The sequence below is a fragment of the Corallincola spongiicola genome (genome assembly GCF_004284785.1).
GTDB classification, from domain to species: Bacteria; Pseudomonadota; Gammaproteobacteria; order Enterobacterales; family Neiellaceae; genus Corallincola; species Corallincola holothuriorum.
This window is the reverse complement of sequence record NZ_SHLY01000001.1, coordinates 1,263,208-1,277,725: the sequence shown is the minus strand read 5'-3', so window position 1 is coordinate 1,277,725 and position 14,518 is coordinate 1,263,208. Positions and strand designations below refer to the sequence as shown.

The window sequence follows — 14,518 nt, the reverse complement described above, 5'->3', positions numbered from 1 at the left end:
TAAAATGCCTGTCTTGTTACAAACTTTTATACAATCTGCTAAAGTCGCCGCGTCTCCATTTTCAAGATTACTCCGAAGCACCGAAGCCTCCATGAGATTGAAGCAGATCAAGCTGGCAGGGTTTAAGTCATTTGTTGACCCGACGACGGTGCCATTTCCCGGCAATATGACGGCAGTCGTTGGCCCTAACGGCTGTGGTAAATCGAACACCATTGATGCAGTGCGCTGGGTGCTGGGCGAAAGCTCGGCTAAAAACCTGCGTGGTGATGCCATGACAGATGTCATCTTTAATGGTGCAGCCTCCCGCAAGCCTGTTTCTCAAGCCAGTGTTGAACTCGTTTTCGAAAATCACCAAGGCCGTATTGGCGGTAATTATGCCAATTTTGCTGAAATATCGGTGAAGCGGGTCGTTACCCGCGATGCGGTGTCGACCTACCTGTTAAACGGCAGTAAATGTCGTAAGCGTGATATTACCGATCTGTTTTTGGGTACTGGTCTCGGCCCCCGTAGCTACGCCATCATTGAACAGGGAATGATCTCCCGGCTGATTGAATCAAAACCGCAAGAGCTACGCATCTTTATTGAGGAAGCCGCGGGGATCTCCAAATATAAAGAGCGCCGTCGTGAAACCGAAAACCGGCTTAAACATACTCGCGAGAATATGGAACGCTTGGCTGATGTACGGGATGAGTTGGGTAAGCAGTTAGAAAAACTGCAGCGCCAAGCGGTTGCCGCGAAACGCTTTAAGGAACTTAAAGCGCGAGAACGCCAGCTTAAAAGTGAGTTGTATGCGATCCGTTGGTATCAGTTGAATGAGCAGCTGAACCGCTGTGAGCGCGAGCAAGCGGAGCAGGAAACGGCGCTTGAGCAGTTTAATGCCCAGCAGCTAGGCAAAGAATCCCGTCTGATCGCTTTGCAGACAGAACGGGAACAGCTGAAAAGCGATCAGCAACATAGCCAACAAAAATTGTTCCAGTTAACGACTGAGATCACTCGCCTTGAACAGCAGATGATGGCAAGCCGTCAACAACGGGTGCGGTTAGAAGATGAATTAGCTCTGCTTGCTGCTAAGCAGGAGGAGCTTGAACTCTTGATTGCCAGCGAAGTTGAGCAGCAACAGATCTCAGCCGATGAATTAGCAGCGCAACAAGAAGCTGCACTGCTCCTTGATGAAGAGATCGAGCAAGCACAAAACATGCTCGATGACGCCGAATCGGCCGTTATCGATTGGCAGCGGCGCTGGCAAGCTTCAGAGCAGGCTGAGGCCGCAGTGCGGCAGCAACAAGCGCTGTTGGAGAGCAAGTTAAATCATTTAGTACAACTGTCTGCACAACAAGGGCAGCGTCTGCAGCAGGTCAGTGATGAACTGGTCGAATTAGATGATGCCGAATTAACGCTTGAGTTGAACCGGCTGGCAGAAAGCCTGGCGATGCAAACTGAGCAACTAGCGGAACAGCAACTATTGCTGGCCGAGAGTGAGTCAGTTGTCGGTGACGCGAAAATGGCGTTGACGGATCTCGATAGTAAGATCCATCAGAATGAATTAGCTCTTGCCGGATTACAAGCGCAGTGGCAAGCCCTCGATAGTCAGTTATCTCAGGCTGCGGAGAGCGAAGCTTTACCGGACGGGGTGAAGCCGCTGTATCAGGCGATGACGGTGGCCCCAGAGTGGACGCTGGCGGTTGAAAAGGTATTGGCAAGTTTTAGCCAGGCTCATCTATGTGATGCACTTGCCGCCGACACGGCGGGAGCCGCGGGAAGATTACTCCAGCTCAGTAGTGGCGCTGCGGCGGCGTCTCACCTCTTAGCCAGTAAAGTAGACGGTGAAGCTAAATATGCCGTAGCCAATCTGCTTCGTGGTATTGAGTGCGTAGATACGGCAGAGCAGGCGTGGCAACGGCAACCAACTTTAACTGAAGGGCAAACGGTGATCAGCCGCTGTGGCGTTTGGTTGGGGCAACACTGGTTACATCCGGATGTCGACACGGTGGCTGGGCCAATTAAGCTCCGCCAGCAGCAATTGATGTTGGCTGAACAGATCAGTCCGCTGCAAGTGCAACTGACCCGTGACAAACAGGATCTGCAACAGGCGCAGCAGCGAGTCGCTCGCTGTCAACAGCAATGCACTGAGCAGCAGGGGCTTTGTCGGCGTATTGACGCTGAGGTGGCTACACTGCGCCAACAACGGCATTTTGCCGACCAGCAGCACAGCGAACGCCAACTCAGAAAACAGCGACTGCAACAGGAGCAGACGCTGTTACAAGAACAGGTTGCAGAACATCAAGCGGAGCAGGAGTTACTGCTTGCACAACAGCTGGAGGTTGCCGAGCGTCTTGATGATATGGGGCAGCAGGATCAACTACGGCTGCAAAAAGAATCATTTGATCAGCAAGTGTCGCAGGCTAAGCAGCAGGTACAACAGCGGCAACAGCAACGCCAGGGGATCGCGTTGCGGCAGGAAAACCTCAAGGCACAACTTACTGCTTTGAGCCAGGCCCAGCAACGGACGGAAAAAGATCGCCACGAAGCCTTATTACGCAAGCAGCAGTTAGTTGAAGAGCTGCAGCAACATGAAACCCCCGATGTCGATCAAGCCGAGCAGCTGGAGATCTTGCTGGCTGAACGACTTGAACTCAGCAGTGAGCTGGAGCTACTGACCGAGCAGTTATCAGGCCTTGATGAGCAGACTCGCGAGCTAGAGATGGGACAGCGGGATGTGCTGCAACATCTGGAAAAACAGCGGGTCAGGATCTCTGATCTGCAGATTGAAGCTGAAGGTTTCCGTGTTCGTGCGCGCTCTGTGTTGGAAACCCTGCATGAAATGCAGGCCAATTTGAAAGAGTTATTGGTCGCGTTACCTGATAGCTATAGTGAAGATGAGTGGCAGCAACAGCTGGAAAAAACCACTCAAGCGATCTCTCGCCTTGGTGCTATCAACTTGGCTGCGATTGAAGAATATGAACAACAAGCGGAACGAAAACAGTACCTTGATAGTCAGAATGAAGACTTGGAAGGGGCGGTTGATACTTTGGAAACTGCGATACGTAAGATTGACAGAGAAACACGTCAGCGCTTCCGTGAGACCTATGAACAGGTGAACACGGATCTGCAGCATCTGTTTCCGAAAGTATTTGGTGGAGGGAGCGCACATCTAGCATTGACTGATGATGACTTACTGGAAACAGGTGTTACTATCATGGCGCAGCCTCCAGGCAAAAAGAATAGTACGATTCATCTGTTGTCGGGTGGCGAAAAGGCGTTGACCGCTTTATCATTGGTGTTCGCTATTTTCCGACTCAATCCGGCGCCGTTTTGTATGCTGGACGAGGTCGATGCACCATTGGATGACGCGAATGTCGGGCGGTTCTGTAATCTGGTGAAAGAGATGTCAGAAACAGTTCAGTTTATTTTTATCAGTCACAACAAAGTATCAATGGAAATGGCCAGTCACTTGACTGGGGTAACCATGCAGGAACCTGGCGTATCTAGGTTAGTCGCAGTCGACGTTGAGCAGGCTGTGGCGTTAGCTGAGCTAGGTTAGTCTAAGAATTATTACTAAAAGCAAGTGTGTATATGGAAGGATTTCGTATCATTCTCATCATTATTGGGGCTATCGCCATTGGCGCGATTCTTATTCATGGCCTCTGGTCTATTCGTAAGCAGAATAGCAATCATAGGATACATCAGGGCGACGTCGGCGTGCCTGATGTTGCATCCGGTGCTGAGTCTTCGTCAGTGTCTGATGGTTTTGATCAAGATGGTATTGGCAAAGTGCGGGTGCTTGGCAGTGCTGATGATGAGAGTATTCAACAGCAAAGTCTTCCAACGGATGCATCACTGCAAAGTGACGTTGAGCAGCGGATTGAACCGGGTATCGCAGGTTCCGGAGCCGGTGACGCCGGTTTTACTGAGACCTCGATTAAGGCAGAAAAAGTTGAACCGAGCTTCACTGTGCCTAAGGTTTCTTCAGAGCCGACTTCTGCCCCAGAATTAACAGAACAAGTGGATCTGTTTGCTGAGCCAGTTGAGGAAGTGGCAGAGATCAAGCCAGAGTCGCAACCGAGCTCTGCGGCTATCGATAAGCCAGCCGATAACGAAGCTGCGCAAGCGCCTGCGGCCGACGATGAACCATTGGGAGAGCCACAGGATGTGTTGGTTCTGAATGTGGTTGCAGGTTCCTCAGGGACACTTGAAGGCGCGGTAATGTTGCCTTGCTTGCTGACCTTGGGCTTAAAGTTTGGTGAAATGTCTATTTTCCATCGCCATCAGTCGCCAGCAGGCACCGGTCCAATATTGTTCAGCCTAGCTAATATGGTGAAACCGGGTACGTTTGATCCAGAATCGATGGAAAGCTTTAATACGCAGGGGATCTCGCTGTTTATGACGCTGCCCTGTTATGGCGAAGCGCAGAAAAACTTTGGCTTGATGTTAAAAGCCGCGGAACAGTTGGCCGCAGAGATGCGCGGGCAGGTGCTTGATGATCAGCGAAATGTGCTGACTAAGCAGAAGATCCAGCATTATCAGGAGCGGATCCGCGAGTTCGAGCGTAAGAAACTGCTTAGCGTCTAATTATCTTCTCTTTTTAAGAAAAGCCTCCGTTATGGAGGCTTTTTCACTTAACACTTTGAAACAGGGTTACCGATGTCGGATATACAATCGGAAATGGCAGCGCTGAGTGCGCAGATAGAAGAGTTTAATTATCAATATTACGTGCTGGATACGCCGACGGTGCCAGATGCGGAATATGACCGCGTTATGCAACGTTTACGCGCGTTGGAAGAGCAGAACCCTGAGTTGTTGCAGTCTGATTCGCCGACGCAAAAAGTGGGTGGACAGGCGTTGGCGGCTTTTGAGCAGGTGGCCCATGAAGTGCCTATGTTGTCATTGGACAATGTGTTCAATGATGAGGACTTTGTGGCATTCGCCAACCGTATCGAAGAGCGCTTGGATGGTGCCGCGTTCAGTTTTTGTTGCGAGCCGAAATTGGATGGTTTAGCGGTTAGCTTACTTTATGAAAATGGACGATTAGTTCGGGCTGCCACCCGTGGCGATGGTCAGACCGGAGAGAACATCACCGCCAATGCAAAGACGATAACCTCTGTACCCTTGAAGTTGCGAGGTGATGATTTTCCCCCACGCCTAGAAGTGCGTGGCGAAGTTTTTATGCCGAAGGCTGGTTTCGATGCACTTAATCAGCGTGCGCGGCAGCGCGATGAAAAGCAGTTCGCTAATCCTCGTAATGCTGCCGCTGGTAGTTTAAGGCAGCTGGATAGCCGCATTACGGCAAAGCGCCCACTGGCTTTTTATGCTTATTCTACCGGTGTCATCGAGGGGGATTATGCGGCTGTCAGTAGTCACTATGAGCAGCTAATGCAGCTGAAGTCATGGGGGCTGCCTGTGAGTCCGGAAGTGAAACGTCGTGACAGCCAAAATGATGTTATTGCTTACTATCGCGACATCATGGAGCGCCGCGCCGCTTTGCCTTATGAGATAGATGGTGTGGTGTTGAAGGTCGACAGCTTGGCCCAGCAAAACAGCCTTGGTTTTGTGTCTCGGGCACCGCGCTGGGCAACGGCGTTTAAGTTTCCTGCCGAAGAAGAGATCACCTTGCTGCAAGATGTCGAGTTTCAGGTGGGACGTACCGGGGCGATCACGCCGGTTGCCAGATTGCAGCCGGTGTTCGTTGGTGGCGTGACCGTGTCTAACGCCACCTTACATAACGCTGATGAGATCGCCCGTCTTGGTGTGAGGGTGGGGGATACCGTTATAGTGCGGCGTGCTGGGGATGTGATCCCACAAATTGTTGCCGTGGTTGCTGACCGACGCCCTGAAGATGCCAGAACCATTTCATTTCCAACGACTTGTCCGGTTTGTGAGTCCGTTGTCGAACGCGCCGAAAATGAGGCCGTTAGCCGTTGCAGCGGCGGACTCTACTGTGGTGCGCAGCGCAAAGAAGCGATTAAACATTTCGCTGCTCGGCGGGCGATGGATATTGATGGGTTGGGCGATAAGTTGGTTGAGCAATTGGTTGATGAGGGGTTGATAGCCAGCCCTGCAGACCTGTTTAAACTGTCTATCGTGGAACTCTCCGGTTTACCCCGCATGGGACGTAAATCGGCAGAAAATTTAATCGCGTCGCTGCAACAGAGTAAGCAAACGACATTGCCGCGGTTCCTTTTTTCTCTTGGTATTCGGGAAGTGGGGGAGGCCACCGCACTCAATTTAGCTAACTATTTTGGTACGCTCAATGAAGTGATGGCAGCAGATGAAGCTACCTTACTCAAAGTGCCTGATGTCGGGCCAATCGTCGCCCACCATATCGTTACCTTCTTTAAACAGCCGCATAATCTTGAAGTGATCGAAGCTTTGCTGGCAGTCGGACTGCATTGGCCTGATGTTGAAGTACGGGAAGCATCGGCGCAGCCACTTGAAGGTGAAACATGGGTGTTAACCGGCACATTGAGCCAATTGGGGCGTAGCGAGGCGAAAGCAAAGCTGCAGCTCTTAGGTGCTAAGGTGGCTGGCAGTGTGTCGAAGAATACCCATTGTGTGGTAGCGGGGGATGCTGCCGGATCCAAACTGACTAAAGCGCAGGATCTGGGAATAAAGGTGCTGGATGAACAGGCGCTGATTACGCTGTTTACCGAGCATCAAGTGTAGATAGCTGGTGGGTATACCTAGGCTATGAACATCAGAAATAGCCCGATTGAGAGTCAGTGTATGGCATTTAATCGGGCGGATTCAGAGGCAAAGTGAGTTGAAAGCGCACACCATGACCAATCTGACTGGACGCCTGGATTGTGCCGCCTAGTTTTTGGCGTACAACGTTATAGACGATATGCAGCCCTAACCCCGTGCCGCCGGATGCCCGTCGGGTGGTATAGAAAGGGTCGAATAACCGCTTCAAGGCTTTCTCTTCTACACCTTTACCATCGTCCTGATAGTCCAAGATCAAATTTTCCGTATCAGTATGGAAGTGGATGGAGATATGGTGCTGTTGCTGCGGATCGAACCCATGCCGAACGGAGTTGACTATCATGTTGGTCAACACTTGACTGAATGCACCTGGGTAACTGTTTAAGGTCAGGCTTTCATCGCCGGTGGTTGTTATCTCTACTTTATGATTTTTAAACTCTGGGGAGAGACTGGTGAGCAGATCTTTGATGTAGTCTAGCAGCACGAAGAAGCGTTTTTGTTCACTACTTTGGTCAACGGCCACCTCTTTAAAGTTGCGGATTAACTCAGCCGCTCGGTTGAGGTTGGATAGGATCATCTCAGCACATTGTGTCGTCTTATCTATGTGTTGCTCTAACCCTGAACGGGTGAGTTGATTCTCGCCGGCGGCTTTGTTTAGCTGTGTCATTTCATCTTGCAGCAGGGTTGCAGCGGTTACGCTGACGCCTACTGGGGTATTGATCTCGTGAGCGACGCCTGCGACCAGCTGCCCCAATTGCGACATCTTTTCCGCTTCGACTAGCTGGTCTTGTGTTGCTCTCAACCTTTCCATGGTTGAAGTGAGTTCTTCATTGGTGGTTTGTAGCTCACGGGTTCGACTGGCAACCCGCATCTCTAATTCTCTTTGATCATCCTGGATCCGCTCGGCCATTTGGTCGAGCACCAGGGCGATGCGCTGAAGTTCGATAAAAGGAAGCTTCAAGGTTTGTGCGTGATAATCTGCTTTGGCGTATCGTTCAACCAAGCCACTGATCTTAAGTAAAGGCTTTACCAGGCGACGAGATGCAAATAGGGCGATGCCGGCGAATAACAGCGCTAAAATACTGACGATGGTCCACTGTTGCAGCTCCAGATCCTTAACGGAGGCAAGCGCTTGTGAGCGATCGATACCCATAACAATTTCAATGGGTGTATGCTGATGGCTTAATTTCAGTGGTATCTGTATGGTGCGAAAGTCGTCGGTGGCGATATGTTGTGCTTCCAGCCTGAGTAGCGAGTCATCGCTTAAAATATCCAGCATCTCTATTTGTCCAGAACCAGCTTGCTTAAGCAGTGTATTCGCGTTTTCGAAAATGGCGTGGACAGGTAACAGCACGATGATGGCTCCCACAAGTTCGTGGGCTTCTGCGCGATCGACAGCCGATACCCATAGCGGTGAGTAGACGACAAACATGTGATCACTGGTGCGGGAGATGATTTTTCGATCTTTTTCTTTCAGACTAAAGATACGATCCAGGTAGGCGACATCGTTGAGATCGGTAATTTTCTGCGTAGCATTAACTGGATCGGCAAAAAATTGTTCTATCTCAGAATTAAGCGGATCCAAAGGCAGGAGCTCAAAACTGGTTGGAACAACCTCAACTGGCCAGCCAGATTTATCGACTAAAAAAATGCCGTAGGCAGCGGGATGCATCTCACTGAGGGCGGCGAGCTTTAGTTTTGCTTTTGGACCAAAAACTCCAGTGTATGCCGCATAGATAACATCAGGATCTTGACTGGTATTGTGCAAACTGGCGAAAAGTAGCTGATAGGCGCGCTCAATGTCGTTGGCGAGAACATTGGCAGTGAGTTTGAGTGAGCTAAATGCCGTCTCTTCTGCTACGCGTTGAAAACGATCAATCAAGTAGTATGAAGTCAGCAGAGTGGGGATCAAAGCGGCACTTAAAATGATCCAACTTAACGTCCCGCGTAGCGAACGACCCCTATTAAACTGCATTTGGATCCCTCAGTGTTTTATTGGCTATTTTTCTGCAATTCGTGTTCGGAGAATCTTTGCATCAGCGCTGTGGCTTCTTCTGCGCTGCCGTGGCCATCAATAAAAAGCGCGAACCCTTTTCTCATCCCTAACCATGCCGCTGACATCGCCGGTGTAGGAGGAGCCCCTCGCGCGAGTTCCAGCTGCTTTAAAAGTATCTGCATTTCAGGCGATGCGCTACTTTTGATTTTGGCAACAATCTGTTCGTTAACAGGCAGAGCACCCAAATCATCATAGTATCGCTGTTGCATCTCTGGCGACTGCAGATAGCTAGAAAAGCCCTTAATTGCTTCGGCAGCAGGGCTATTAAGCGAATATCCGGGATAGACCAGCGATAAAGTGCCGTACATAGGTTGTATTGGTTTGCCGTTGATCGTGGGCAGCAAGGTAATGCCAAAATCATCGCCTAGTGCGCTGGCTGTTTCCTTAAATGCCCAATCACCGTTGATGGCGTAAGCGAATTCACCGTTTTTAAAGCGATCAAAGCTGCAATCGTAGTCACAGTTGGGATCAATCAGCCCCTCTCGCGATAGATTGCGATAGAAGGTGAGGGCATCTCTCACTGCTTGGGTATCCAAGGTGACCCTATTATCGGCAACAGGAAAGCCACCGAACGGTGGTATAAATGCGCAGAACCAATACATTTCACCATACTTCCAGCCAATCGGTTGCACGTTGATTTCGCGCAGCGCTTTTGCTTGTGTGATGAGTTGTTGCCAGGTGGCCGCCGGCTGTTGGACAAATTTTCTGTTGTAGAACAGAAGCAGGTGGTTACCGCCTTGTAGCGGAACCCCATAATAGTTTTCGTCAAACATGACGGTCGCCAGTGACTCACTTGTTTGTGCGGGGGAGAGGAGTGATGCGTCTACGGTGGACAACTGCAGTTTGCCTCGGTCACCGATGAAGTCAGAAGGCACAAGAGCCATAGCAGGCGCGGTGCCATCAATCACTGAACGAACCAGTGTGGTTTTTAACTCTCCTGTTGGTAAAAAGGCGACATTGATTTTTACACCCGTTTTCTCTTCATATTCTTTGGCAACGTTTGGCAGCCAAAGTTTAGCTTCCTCTTTTTGATGCCAAAGCATGAGTTCAACGGCTTGGGAGCTAAAACTAATGAAGAGCAGCAGAAAACACCAATTTGCCATATAGATATCCCTGATAAATTCGAGATCTTAGGCAAAGTATAGATGTTTGAAATAAAGAGAGGGTTTTTCTTGATGAAGTGGTGGGCGGTACTGGGCTCGAACCAGTGACCCTCGCCTTGTAAGGGCGATGCTCTCCCAACTGAGCTAACCGCCCACTGTATCAATATTGTGTTGCAGGCCAAGAGTGGTGGGCGGTACTGGGCTCGAACCAGTGACCCTCGCCTTGTAAGGGCGATGCTCTCCCAACTGAGCTAACCGCCCATCTTGGTATCTTGCAGCTCAAAGTGGTGGGCGGTACTGGGCTCGAACCAGTGACCCTCGCCTTGTAAGGGCGATGCTCTCCCAACTGAGCTAACCGCCCACTTTGAGTATGTGAAAGATGGTGGGCGGTACTGGGCTCGAACCAGTGACCCTCGCCTTGTAAGGGCGATGCTCTCCCAACTGAGCTAACCGCCCATCGTTCACAGGACGCGTATTATAGGCAGGCTCTTTTTTCTGTCAACTGATTTATGAAGGGCATATGACGAGTTGGGCAAAGTTTAGGCTAATCGTTTGAATTTGCTACATTAGGAGGTAAAACGTTCATTTAATCAGCAGGTTGGACGATATTTGTCTAATTTTTCAGTCGCAGGAATATGTCAGCCTTGAGAACAAAAAAATCATTGACATGCTTAGGGGGGCTGCATAGAATGCGCCTCGCGTTTCGGGGCAGAACAGTTGCTTTGTGCTGCTATTAACTGAGATGCATGTGTGGGGCTATAGCTCAGCTGGGAGAGCGCTTGCATGGCATGCAAGAGGTCGGCGGTTCGATCCCGCCTAGCTCCACCAAAGTTTTAATGTGTATTGTTGCGTCCCCTTCGTCTAGAGGCCTAGGACACCGCCCTTTCACGGCGGTAACAGGGGTTCGAATCCCCTAGGGGACGCCATTCCATTAAAACCGTTATGTAAGTACGTCTAGTCCCCTTCGTCTAGAGGCCTAGGACACCGCCCTTTCACGGCGGTAACAGGGGTTCGAATCCCCTAGGGGACGCCACTTACATAACAACAAAGAAAGTTCCGGGTCCCCTTCGTCTAGAGGCCTAGGACACCGCCCTTTCACGGCGGTAACAGGGGTTCGAATCCCCTAGGGGACGCCATTACTTTCCGCCAGTTTACCAGTTTGCTTAGTCCCCTTCGTCTAGAGGCCTAGGACACCGCCCTTTCACGGCGGTAACAGGGGTTCGAATCCCCTAGGGGACGCCATTATTCGGGGCTATAGCTCAGCTGGGAGAGCGCTTGCATGGCATGCAAGAGGTCGGCGGTTCGATCCCGCCTAGCTCCACCAGAAACAAAAAACCACTCTATTGAGTGGTTTTTTTGTTTCTGCAGCTTATCTTATTAAGTTATCAGAATATAAATCTGGGAGACTGTTTCGCGAAACGAGCCTCCTTATATCGCAACCTATCTATGACAACTTGTCCCTAAACTCTTCATAATTGAACTGCTTAATTAGTTCAAACTCGCCATCTTTGCGCAAAATTCCGATGCTTGGATGTTCTACGCCATTGAAGAAGGTTGTTTTGACCATGGTGTAATGGATCATATCTTCAAAGATGACGCGCGCGCCGGGTTTAAGGGGCTCTTTGAAGCTATATACGCCAATGACATCGCCAGCTAAACAAGAGTTGCCACCTAATTTGTAGTTATAAGTGTGTTGATTGGGCTCACCAGCATCAGTGATAGCAGGGCGGTAGGGCATCTCTAATACATCAGGCATATGTGCCGTTGCACTGATATCTAGAATAGCGATAGCGCCTTCGTTATCTACTATATCTACGACCTCTGAGACAAGCGGCCCAGTTTGCCAAGCCACAGCTGACCCGGGTTCTAAAATAATCTCCAGATCATATTGCTGCTTTAGCCGTTTTAGTTGTGCGATAAGATGGTCGACATCGTAGCCATCTCTGGTCATCAGGTGACCACCACCAAGGTTTAACCATTTCATCTGATGCAGCAGGTGACCAAACTTTTCTTCGACGGCGGCTAAGGTTCGTTGCAACGCATAGGAATCACATTCACAAAGATTATGAACATGAAAACCTTCTATTCCGCTCAAATCTACACCGTTGAGATCTGCCGCAAGCACACCAAGGCGAGAGCCTGGAGCACTAGGATCATATAGCTCGGTATCGGCTTCCTGATGCTGAGGATTAATCCTTAGACCAGCGGTGACGCCACTTGCGCTTACCTTATCTTTATAACGTTGCCACTGGCTTAAGCTATTGAACGAGATATGCTCGACTAAGCTGAGTAGCTTATCTATATCGGCAGGCTTATAAGCAGGCGAGTAGGCATGAACTTCGCCACCAAACTCCTGTTTCGCTAACTTGGCTTCCCATACGGAACTGGCGGTGCAACCTGGTAAGTATTGCTTCACCAGCGGGAACGTACTCCACATAGAGAAACCTTTCAGTGCCAGAATGATCTTGGCACCACTTTCTTGTTGTACGCGCTGCATCAGTTGCAGGTTGGTTTCAAGTTTGGCTTCTTCGCAGACGTAGCAAGGAGAGGGGATATCGGCTGAGTGAAACGGATTATTCATCGCCATTGACCTTCAATACAGAAAACAACGGGGGAAGCATCATGCTTCCCCCTCGTCTTTACTTTATATCCAACAACGGATATCGCTATTTGCTAAAAGGGGAATCACACTCAATCACCTGCCATGGCAGGCCATATTGGTTAAGGCGCTCCATGAATGGATCGGGATCAAACTGTTCCATATTCCAAACACCTGGCTGCATCCAGTTGCCATCTAACATCAACGAGGCCCCGATCATTGCCGGTACACCCGTGGTGTAGCTAACGGCTTGCGCCCCCACTTCTTCGTGGCATATGGCATGCTCGCAGTTGTTCCAGATAAAGATGGTTTTCTCTTGGCCATCTTTAACCCCGGTGATGTAGGTGCCGATGCAGGTTTGGCCGGTATAACCTTCCGCCAACGAGCCAGGATCTGGCAGGACTGCTTTGAGGAACTCAAGAGGAACGATCTGCTGGCCTTGAAACTCCACTGGTTCAATCGACGTCATACCGATACCTTCAAGCACGCGCAGGTGAGTCAGGTATGCGTCGCCGAAGGTCATCCAAAAGCGTGCGCGCTTCAGGGTTGGGAAGTGTTTAACCAGTGACTCCAACTCTTCGTGGAACAACAGGTAGGATGCACGTTTACCGATACCGTGGTAATCGAGATCTTCACGCACGGAGATGGGGTCGGTTTCTTTCCACTCGCCATTTTCCCAAAAACGACCACGTTGAGTAATTTCACGAATGTTAATTTCGGGATTGAAGTTAGTTGCAAACGCCTGGCCGTGATCACCACCGTTACAATCAACGATATCCAAGTAGTGGATCTCATCAAAATAGTGCTTCGCGGCGTAAGCGGTGAAAACGTTGGTAACGCCTGGATCAAAACCTGATCCTAACAGTGCCATTAGGCCCGCTTGTTTGAACTTGTCTTGATATGCCCATTGCCATGAGTACTCGAACTTGGCGACCTCTTTCGGCTCATAATTAGCCGTATCTAAGTAGTGAACACCTGTCTCTAGGCAGGCATCCATGATTGTTAGATCCTGATATGGCAGAGCGACGTTAATGACTAGGGCTGGTTTTACTTTGTTAATCAAAGCGACCAATTCAGGCACGTTGTCAGCATCAACAGCAAATACCTCTTTTACGCGGTCTTTGCCTGCTTCTTGCTGCAGTTTTTCGCATTTGCTGACGGTGCGGCTAGCCAGATAAATTTCAGAGAAATATTGCGGCAGCATGGCACATTTCTTAACGACTACAGAACTAACGCCACCGGCGCCGATAATTAATACCCGAGACATAGGTTATCACCTTATTAAACGTCACTAATTCGAGAAGTTAGCAAAGCTCACTCATCTGTCCAGAAAGCCCCTGAAAAAGAGGTGCTTTAAAAACGCGCATCCTAGCACTAAATCATGAAAATTCTAGTTAAAAACACTGTCGATCGCGGTTTTTTATTGCTTACTAAACTCTGTTTCAGTGTCATTGAATTTACCGCAATGCCAAACGTCAGTGAGTCGCAGGCGTTCACTCGGCTGTTCCCGTTTGGCTAGCTCATCAGGTAGCGTTTCGGGTGGCGCCATTGCACCGATAGCAAATCCGCATACTACTTCATATTTATCCTCTGGTATTGCTAAGGCGGCGTAGACCGCTTGCTTCTTTATTCCACCCATACCATGGCTGTAGAGGCCAAACATCGCAGCTTGTAATGTCATCGACATCCATGCTGCTCCGCAGTCAAATTGTGCCCACTCGTTGGTTTTACCATTGGTAGGGAGGTGGCGTTGGGCAATAACAAAGCCGATCACCGAAGCGTTTTTAGCCCAGGTTTGGTTACTGTCTACAAGCAGAGAAAGAAACTTATCGAAATCTTTTTCATTCTGATTAGTGATAAAGCGCCAAGGCTGCGCATTAAAGCAACTCGGTGCCCACCTTGCAGCATCAAATATGGTGGTTAATACATGCGGCGGGATTGTTTGTTTGCGAAAGGCCCGCGGTGACCAGCGGCGCGAGAAAATATCACTCACGCCATCATCTGCATCTCGGTTGGAGAAGTCGGCGGTGTAGGATGTTTTGAATAGCATCGTGCGTGCTCACA

Annotated in this window: 8 protein-coding genes and 10 tRNA genes; 9 read left to right on the top strand and 9 right to left on the bottom strand. The window is 49.9% G+C overall.

Going from position 1 to position 14,518, the window contains the following annotated elements; all coding sequences use genetic code 11:
• Positions 1-91: 91 nt before the first annotated feature.
• The 3 genes from smc to ligA all read left to right on the top strand — a co-directional run bounded on the left by smc (position 92) and on the right by ligA (position 6,660).
• Complete coding sequence (smc, locus tag EXY25_RS05635) at positions 92-3,541, top strand: chromosome segregation protein SMC (RefSeq protein WP_130565995.1); 3,450 nt, start codon at positions 92-94, stop codon at positions 3,539-3,541.
• A 32-nt stretch (positions 3,542-3,573) separates the two neighbouring features.
• Positions 3,574-4,569, top strand: a complete 996-nt coding sequence (zipA, locus tag EXY25_RS05630; protein WP_130565994.1) for a cell division protein ZipA — start codon at positions 3,574-3,576, stop codon at positions 4,567-4,569.
• Positions 4,570-4,641: 72 nt separating this feature from the next.
• Complete coding sequence (ligA, locus tag EXY25_RS05625) at positions 4,642-6,660, top strand: NAD-dependent DNA ligase LigA (protein WP_130565993.1); 2,019 nt, start codon at positions 4,642-4,644, stop codon at positions 6,658-6,660.
• A 67-nt stretch (positions 6,661-6,727) separates the two neighbouring features.
• Here ligA and EXY25_RS05620 read toward each other — a convergent pair whose 3' ends face one another.
• The 6 genes from EXY25_RS05620 to EXY25_RS05595 all read right to left on the bottom strand — a co-directional run bounded on the left by EXY25_RS05620 (position 6,728) and on the right by EXY25_RS05595 (position 10,311).
• On the bottom strand, positions 6,728-8,671 hold the full coding sequence (locus EXY25_RS05620; RefSeq protein ID WP_114337797.1) for a sensor histidine kinase: 1,944 nt from the start codon (positions 8,669-8,671) through the stop codon (positions 6,728-6,730).
• Positions 8,672-8,688: 17 nt separating this feature from the next.
• On the bottom strand, positions 8,689-9,855 hold the full coding sequence (locus tag EXY25_RS05615) for a sugar ABC transporter substrate-binding protein (RefSeq protein ID WP_114337798.1): 1,167 nt from the start codon (positions 9,853-9,855) through the stop codon (positions 8,689-8,691).
• A gap of 78 nt (positions 9,856-9,933) precedes the next feature.
• A tRNA-Val gene (locus tag EXY25_RS05610) sits at positions 9,934-10,009 on the bottom strand.
• A gap of 31 nt (positions 10,010-10,040) precedes the next feature.
• A tRNA-Val gene (locus EXY25_RS05605) sits at positions 10,041-10,116 on the bottom strand.
• Positions 10,117-10,140: 24 nt separating this feature from the next.
• Positions 10,141-10,216, bottom strand: a tRNA-Val gene (locus tag EXY25_RS05600).
• Positions 10,217-10,235: 19 nt separating this feature from the next.
• Positions 10,236-10,311: transfer RNA gene (locus EXY25_RS05595), tRNA-Val, on the bottom strand.
• Positions 10,312-10,607: 296 nt separating this feature from the next.
• On the opposite strand from EXY25_RS05595, the gene EXY25_RS05590 reads away from it, so the two are divergent.
• The 6 genes from EXY25_RS05590 to EXY25_RS05565 all read left to right on the top strand — a co-directional run bounded on the left by EXY25_RS05590 (position 10,608) and on the right by EXY25_RS05565 (position 11,179).
• Positions 10,608-10,683 (top strand) — tRNA-Ala (locus EXY25_RS05590).
• Positions 10,684-10,705: 22 nt separating this feature from the next.
• Positions 10,706-10,781: transfer RNA gene (locus EXY25_RS05585), tRNA-Glu, on the top strand.
• Positions 10,782-10,812: 31 nt separating this feature from the next.
• Positions 10,813-10,888: transfer RNA gene (locus tag EXY25_RS05580), tRNA-Glu, on the top strand.
• 27 nt (positions 10,889-10,915) lie between these two features.
• Positions 10,916-10,991, top strand: a tRNA-Glu gene (locus EXY25_RS05575).
• Between the two features lie 30 nt (positions 10,992-11,021).
• Positions 11,022-11,097: transfer RNA gene (locus EXY25_RS05570), tRNA-Glu, on the top strand.
• Between the two features lie 6 nt (positions 11,098-11,103).
• A tRNA-Ala gene (locus EXY25_RS05565) sits at positions 11,104-11,179 on the top strand.
• Positions 11,180-11,299: 120 nt separating this feature from the next.
• On the opposite strand, the gene nspC is transcribed toward EXY25_RS05565, so the two are convergent.
• The 3 genes from nspC to EXY25_RS05550 all read right to left on the bottom strand — a co-directional run bounded on the left by nspC (position 11,300) and on the right by EXY25_RS05550 (position 14,504).
• A complete protein-coding gene (gene nspC, locus EXY25_RS05560; protein ID WP_130565992.1) occupies positions 11,300-12,436 on the bottom strand; it encodes a carboxynorspermidine decarboxylase in 1,137 nt (378 codons plus the stop codon).
• A gap of 85 nt (positions 12,437-12,521) precedes the next feature.
• The gene (locus EXY25_RS05555) at positions 12,522-13,721 is read right to left on the bottom strand and encodes a saccharopine dehydrogenase family protein (protein WP_114337799.1); all 1,200 of its coding nucleotides are present in this window, start codon (positions 13,719-13,721) and stop codon (positions 12,522-12,524) included.
• Between the two features lie 153 nt (positions 13,722-13,874).
• Entirely contained in the window at positions 13,875-14,504 is a 630-nt protein-coding gene (locus tag EXY25_RS05550) for a nitroreductase family protein (protein WP_130565991.1), read from the bottom strand.
• Between the last annotated feature and the right edge of the window lie 14 nt (positions 14,505-14,518).

Coding starts and splice junctions, on each gene's coding strand:
- smc (WP_130565995.1), top strand. CDS start 92: ATGAGATTGAAGCAGATCAAGCTGGCAGGGTTTAAGTCATTTGTTGAC.
- zipA (WP_130565994.1), top strand. CDS start 3,574: ATGGAAGGATTTCGTATCATTCTCATCATTATTGGGGCTATCGCCATT.
- ligA (WP_130565993.1), top strand. CDS start 4,642: ATGTCGGATATACAATCGGAAATGGCAGCGCTGAGTGCGCAGATAGAA.
- EXY25_RS05620 (WP_114337797.1), bottom strand. CDS start 8,671: ATGCAGTTTAATAGGGGTCGTTCGCTACGCGGGACGTTAAGTTGGATC.
- EXY25_RS05615 (WP_114337798.1), bottom strand. CDS start 9,855: ATGGCAAATTGGTGTTTTCTGCTGCTCTTCATTAGTTTTAGCTCCCAA.
- nspC (WP_130565992.1), bottom strand. CDS start 12,436: ATGAATAATCCGTTTCACTCAGCCGATATCCCCTCTCCTTGCTACGTC.
- EXY25_RS05555 (WP_114337799.1), bottom strand. CDS start 13,721: ATGTCTCGGGTATTAATTATCGGCGCCGGTGGCGTTAGTTCTGTAGTC.
- EXY25_RS05550 (WP_130565991.1), bottom strand. CDS start 14,504: ATGCTATTCAAAACATCCTACACCGCCGACTTCTCCAACCGAGATGCA.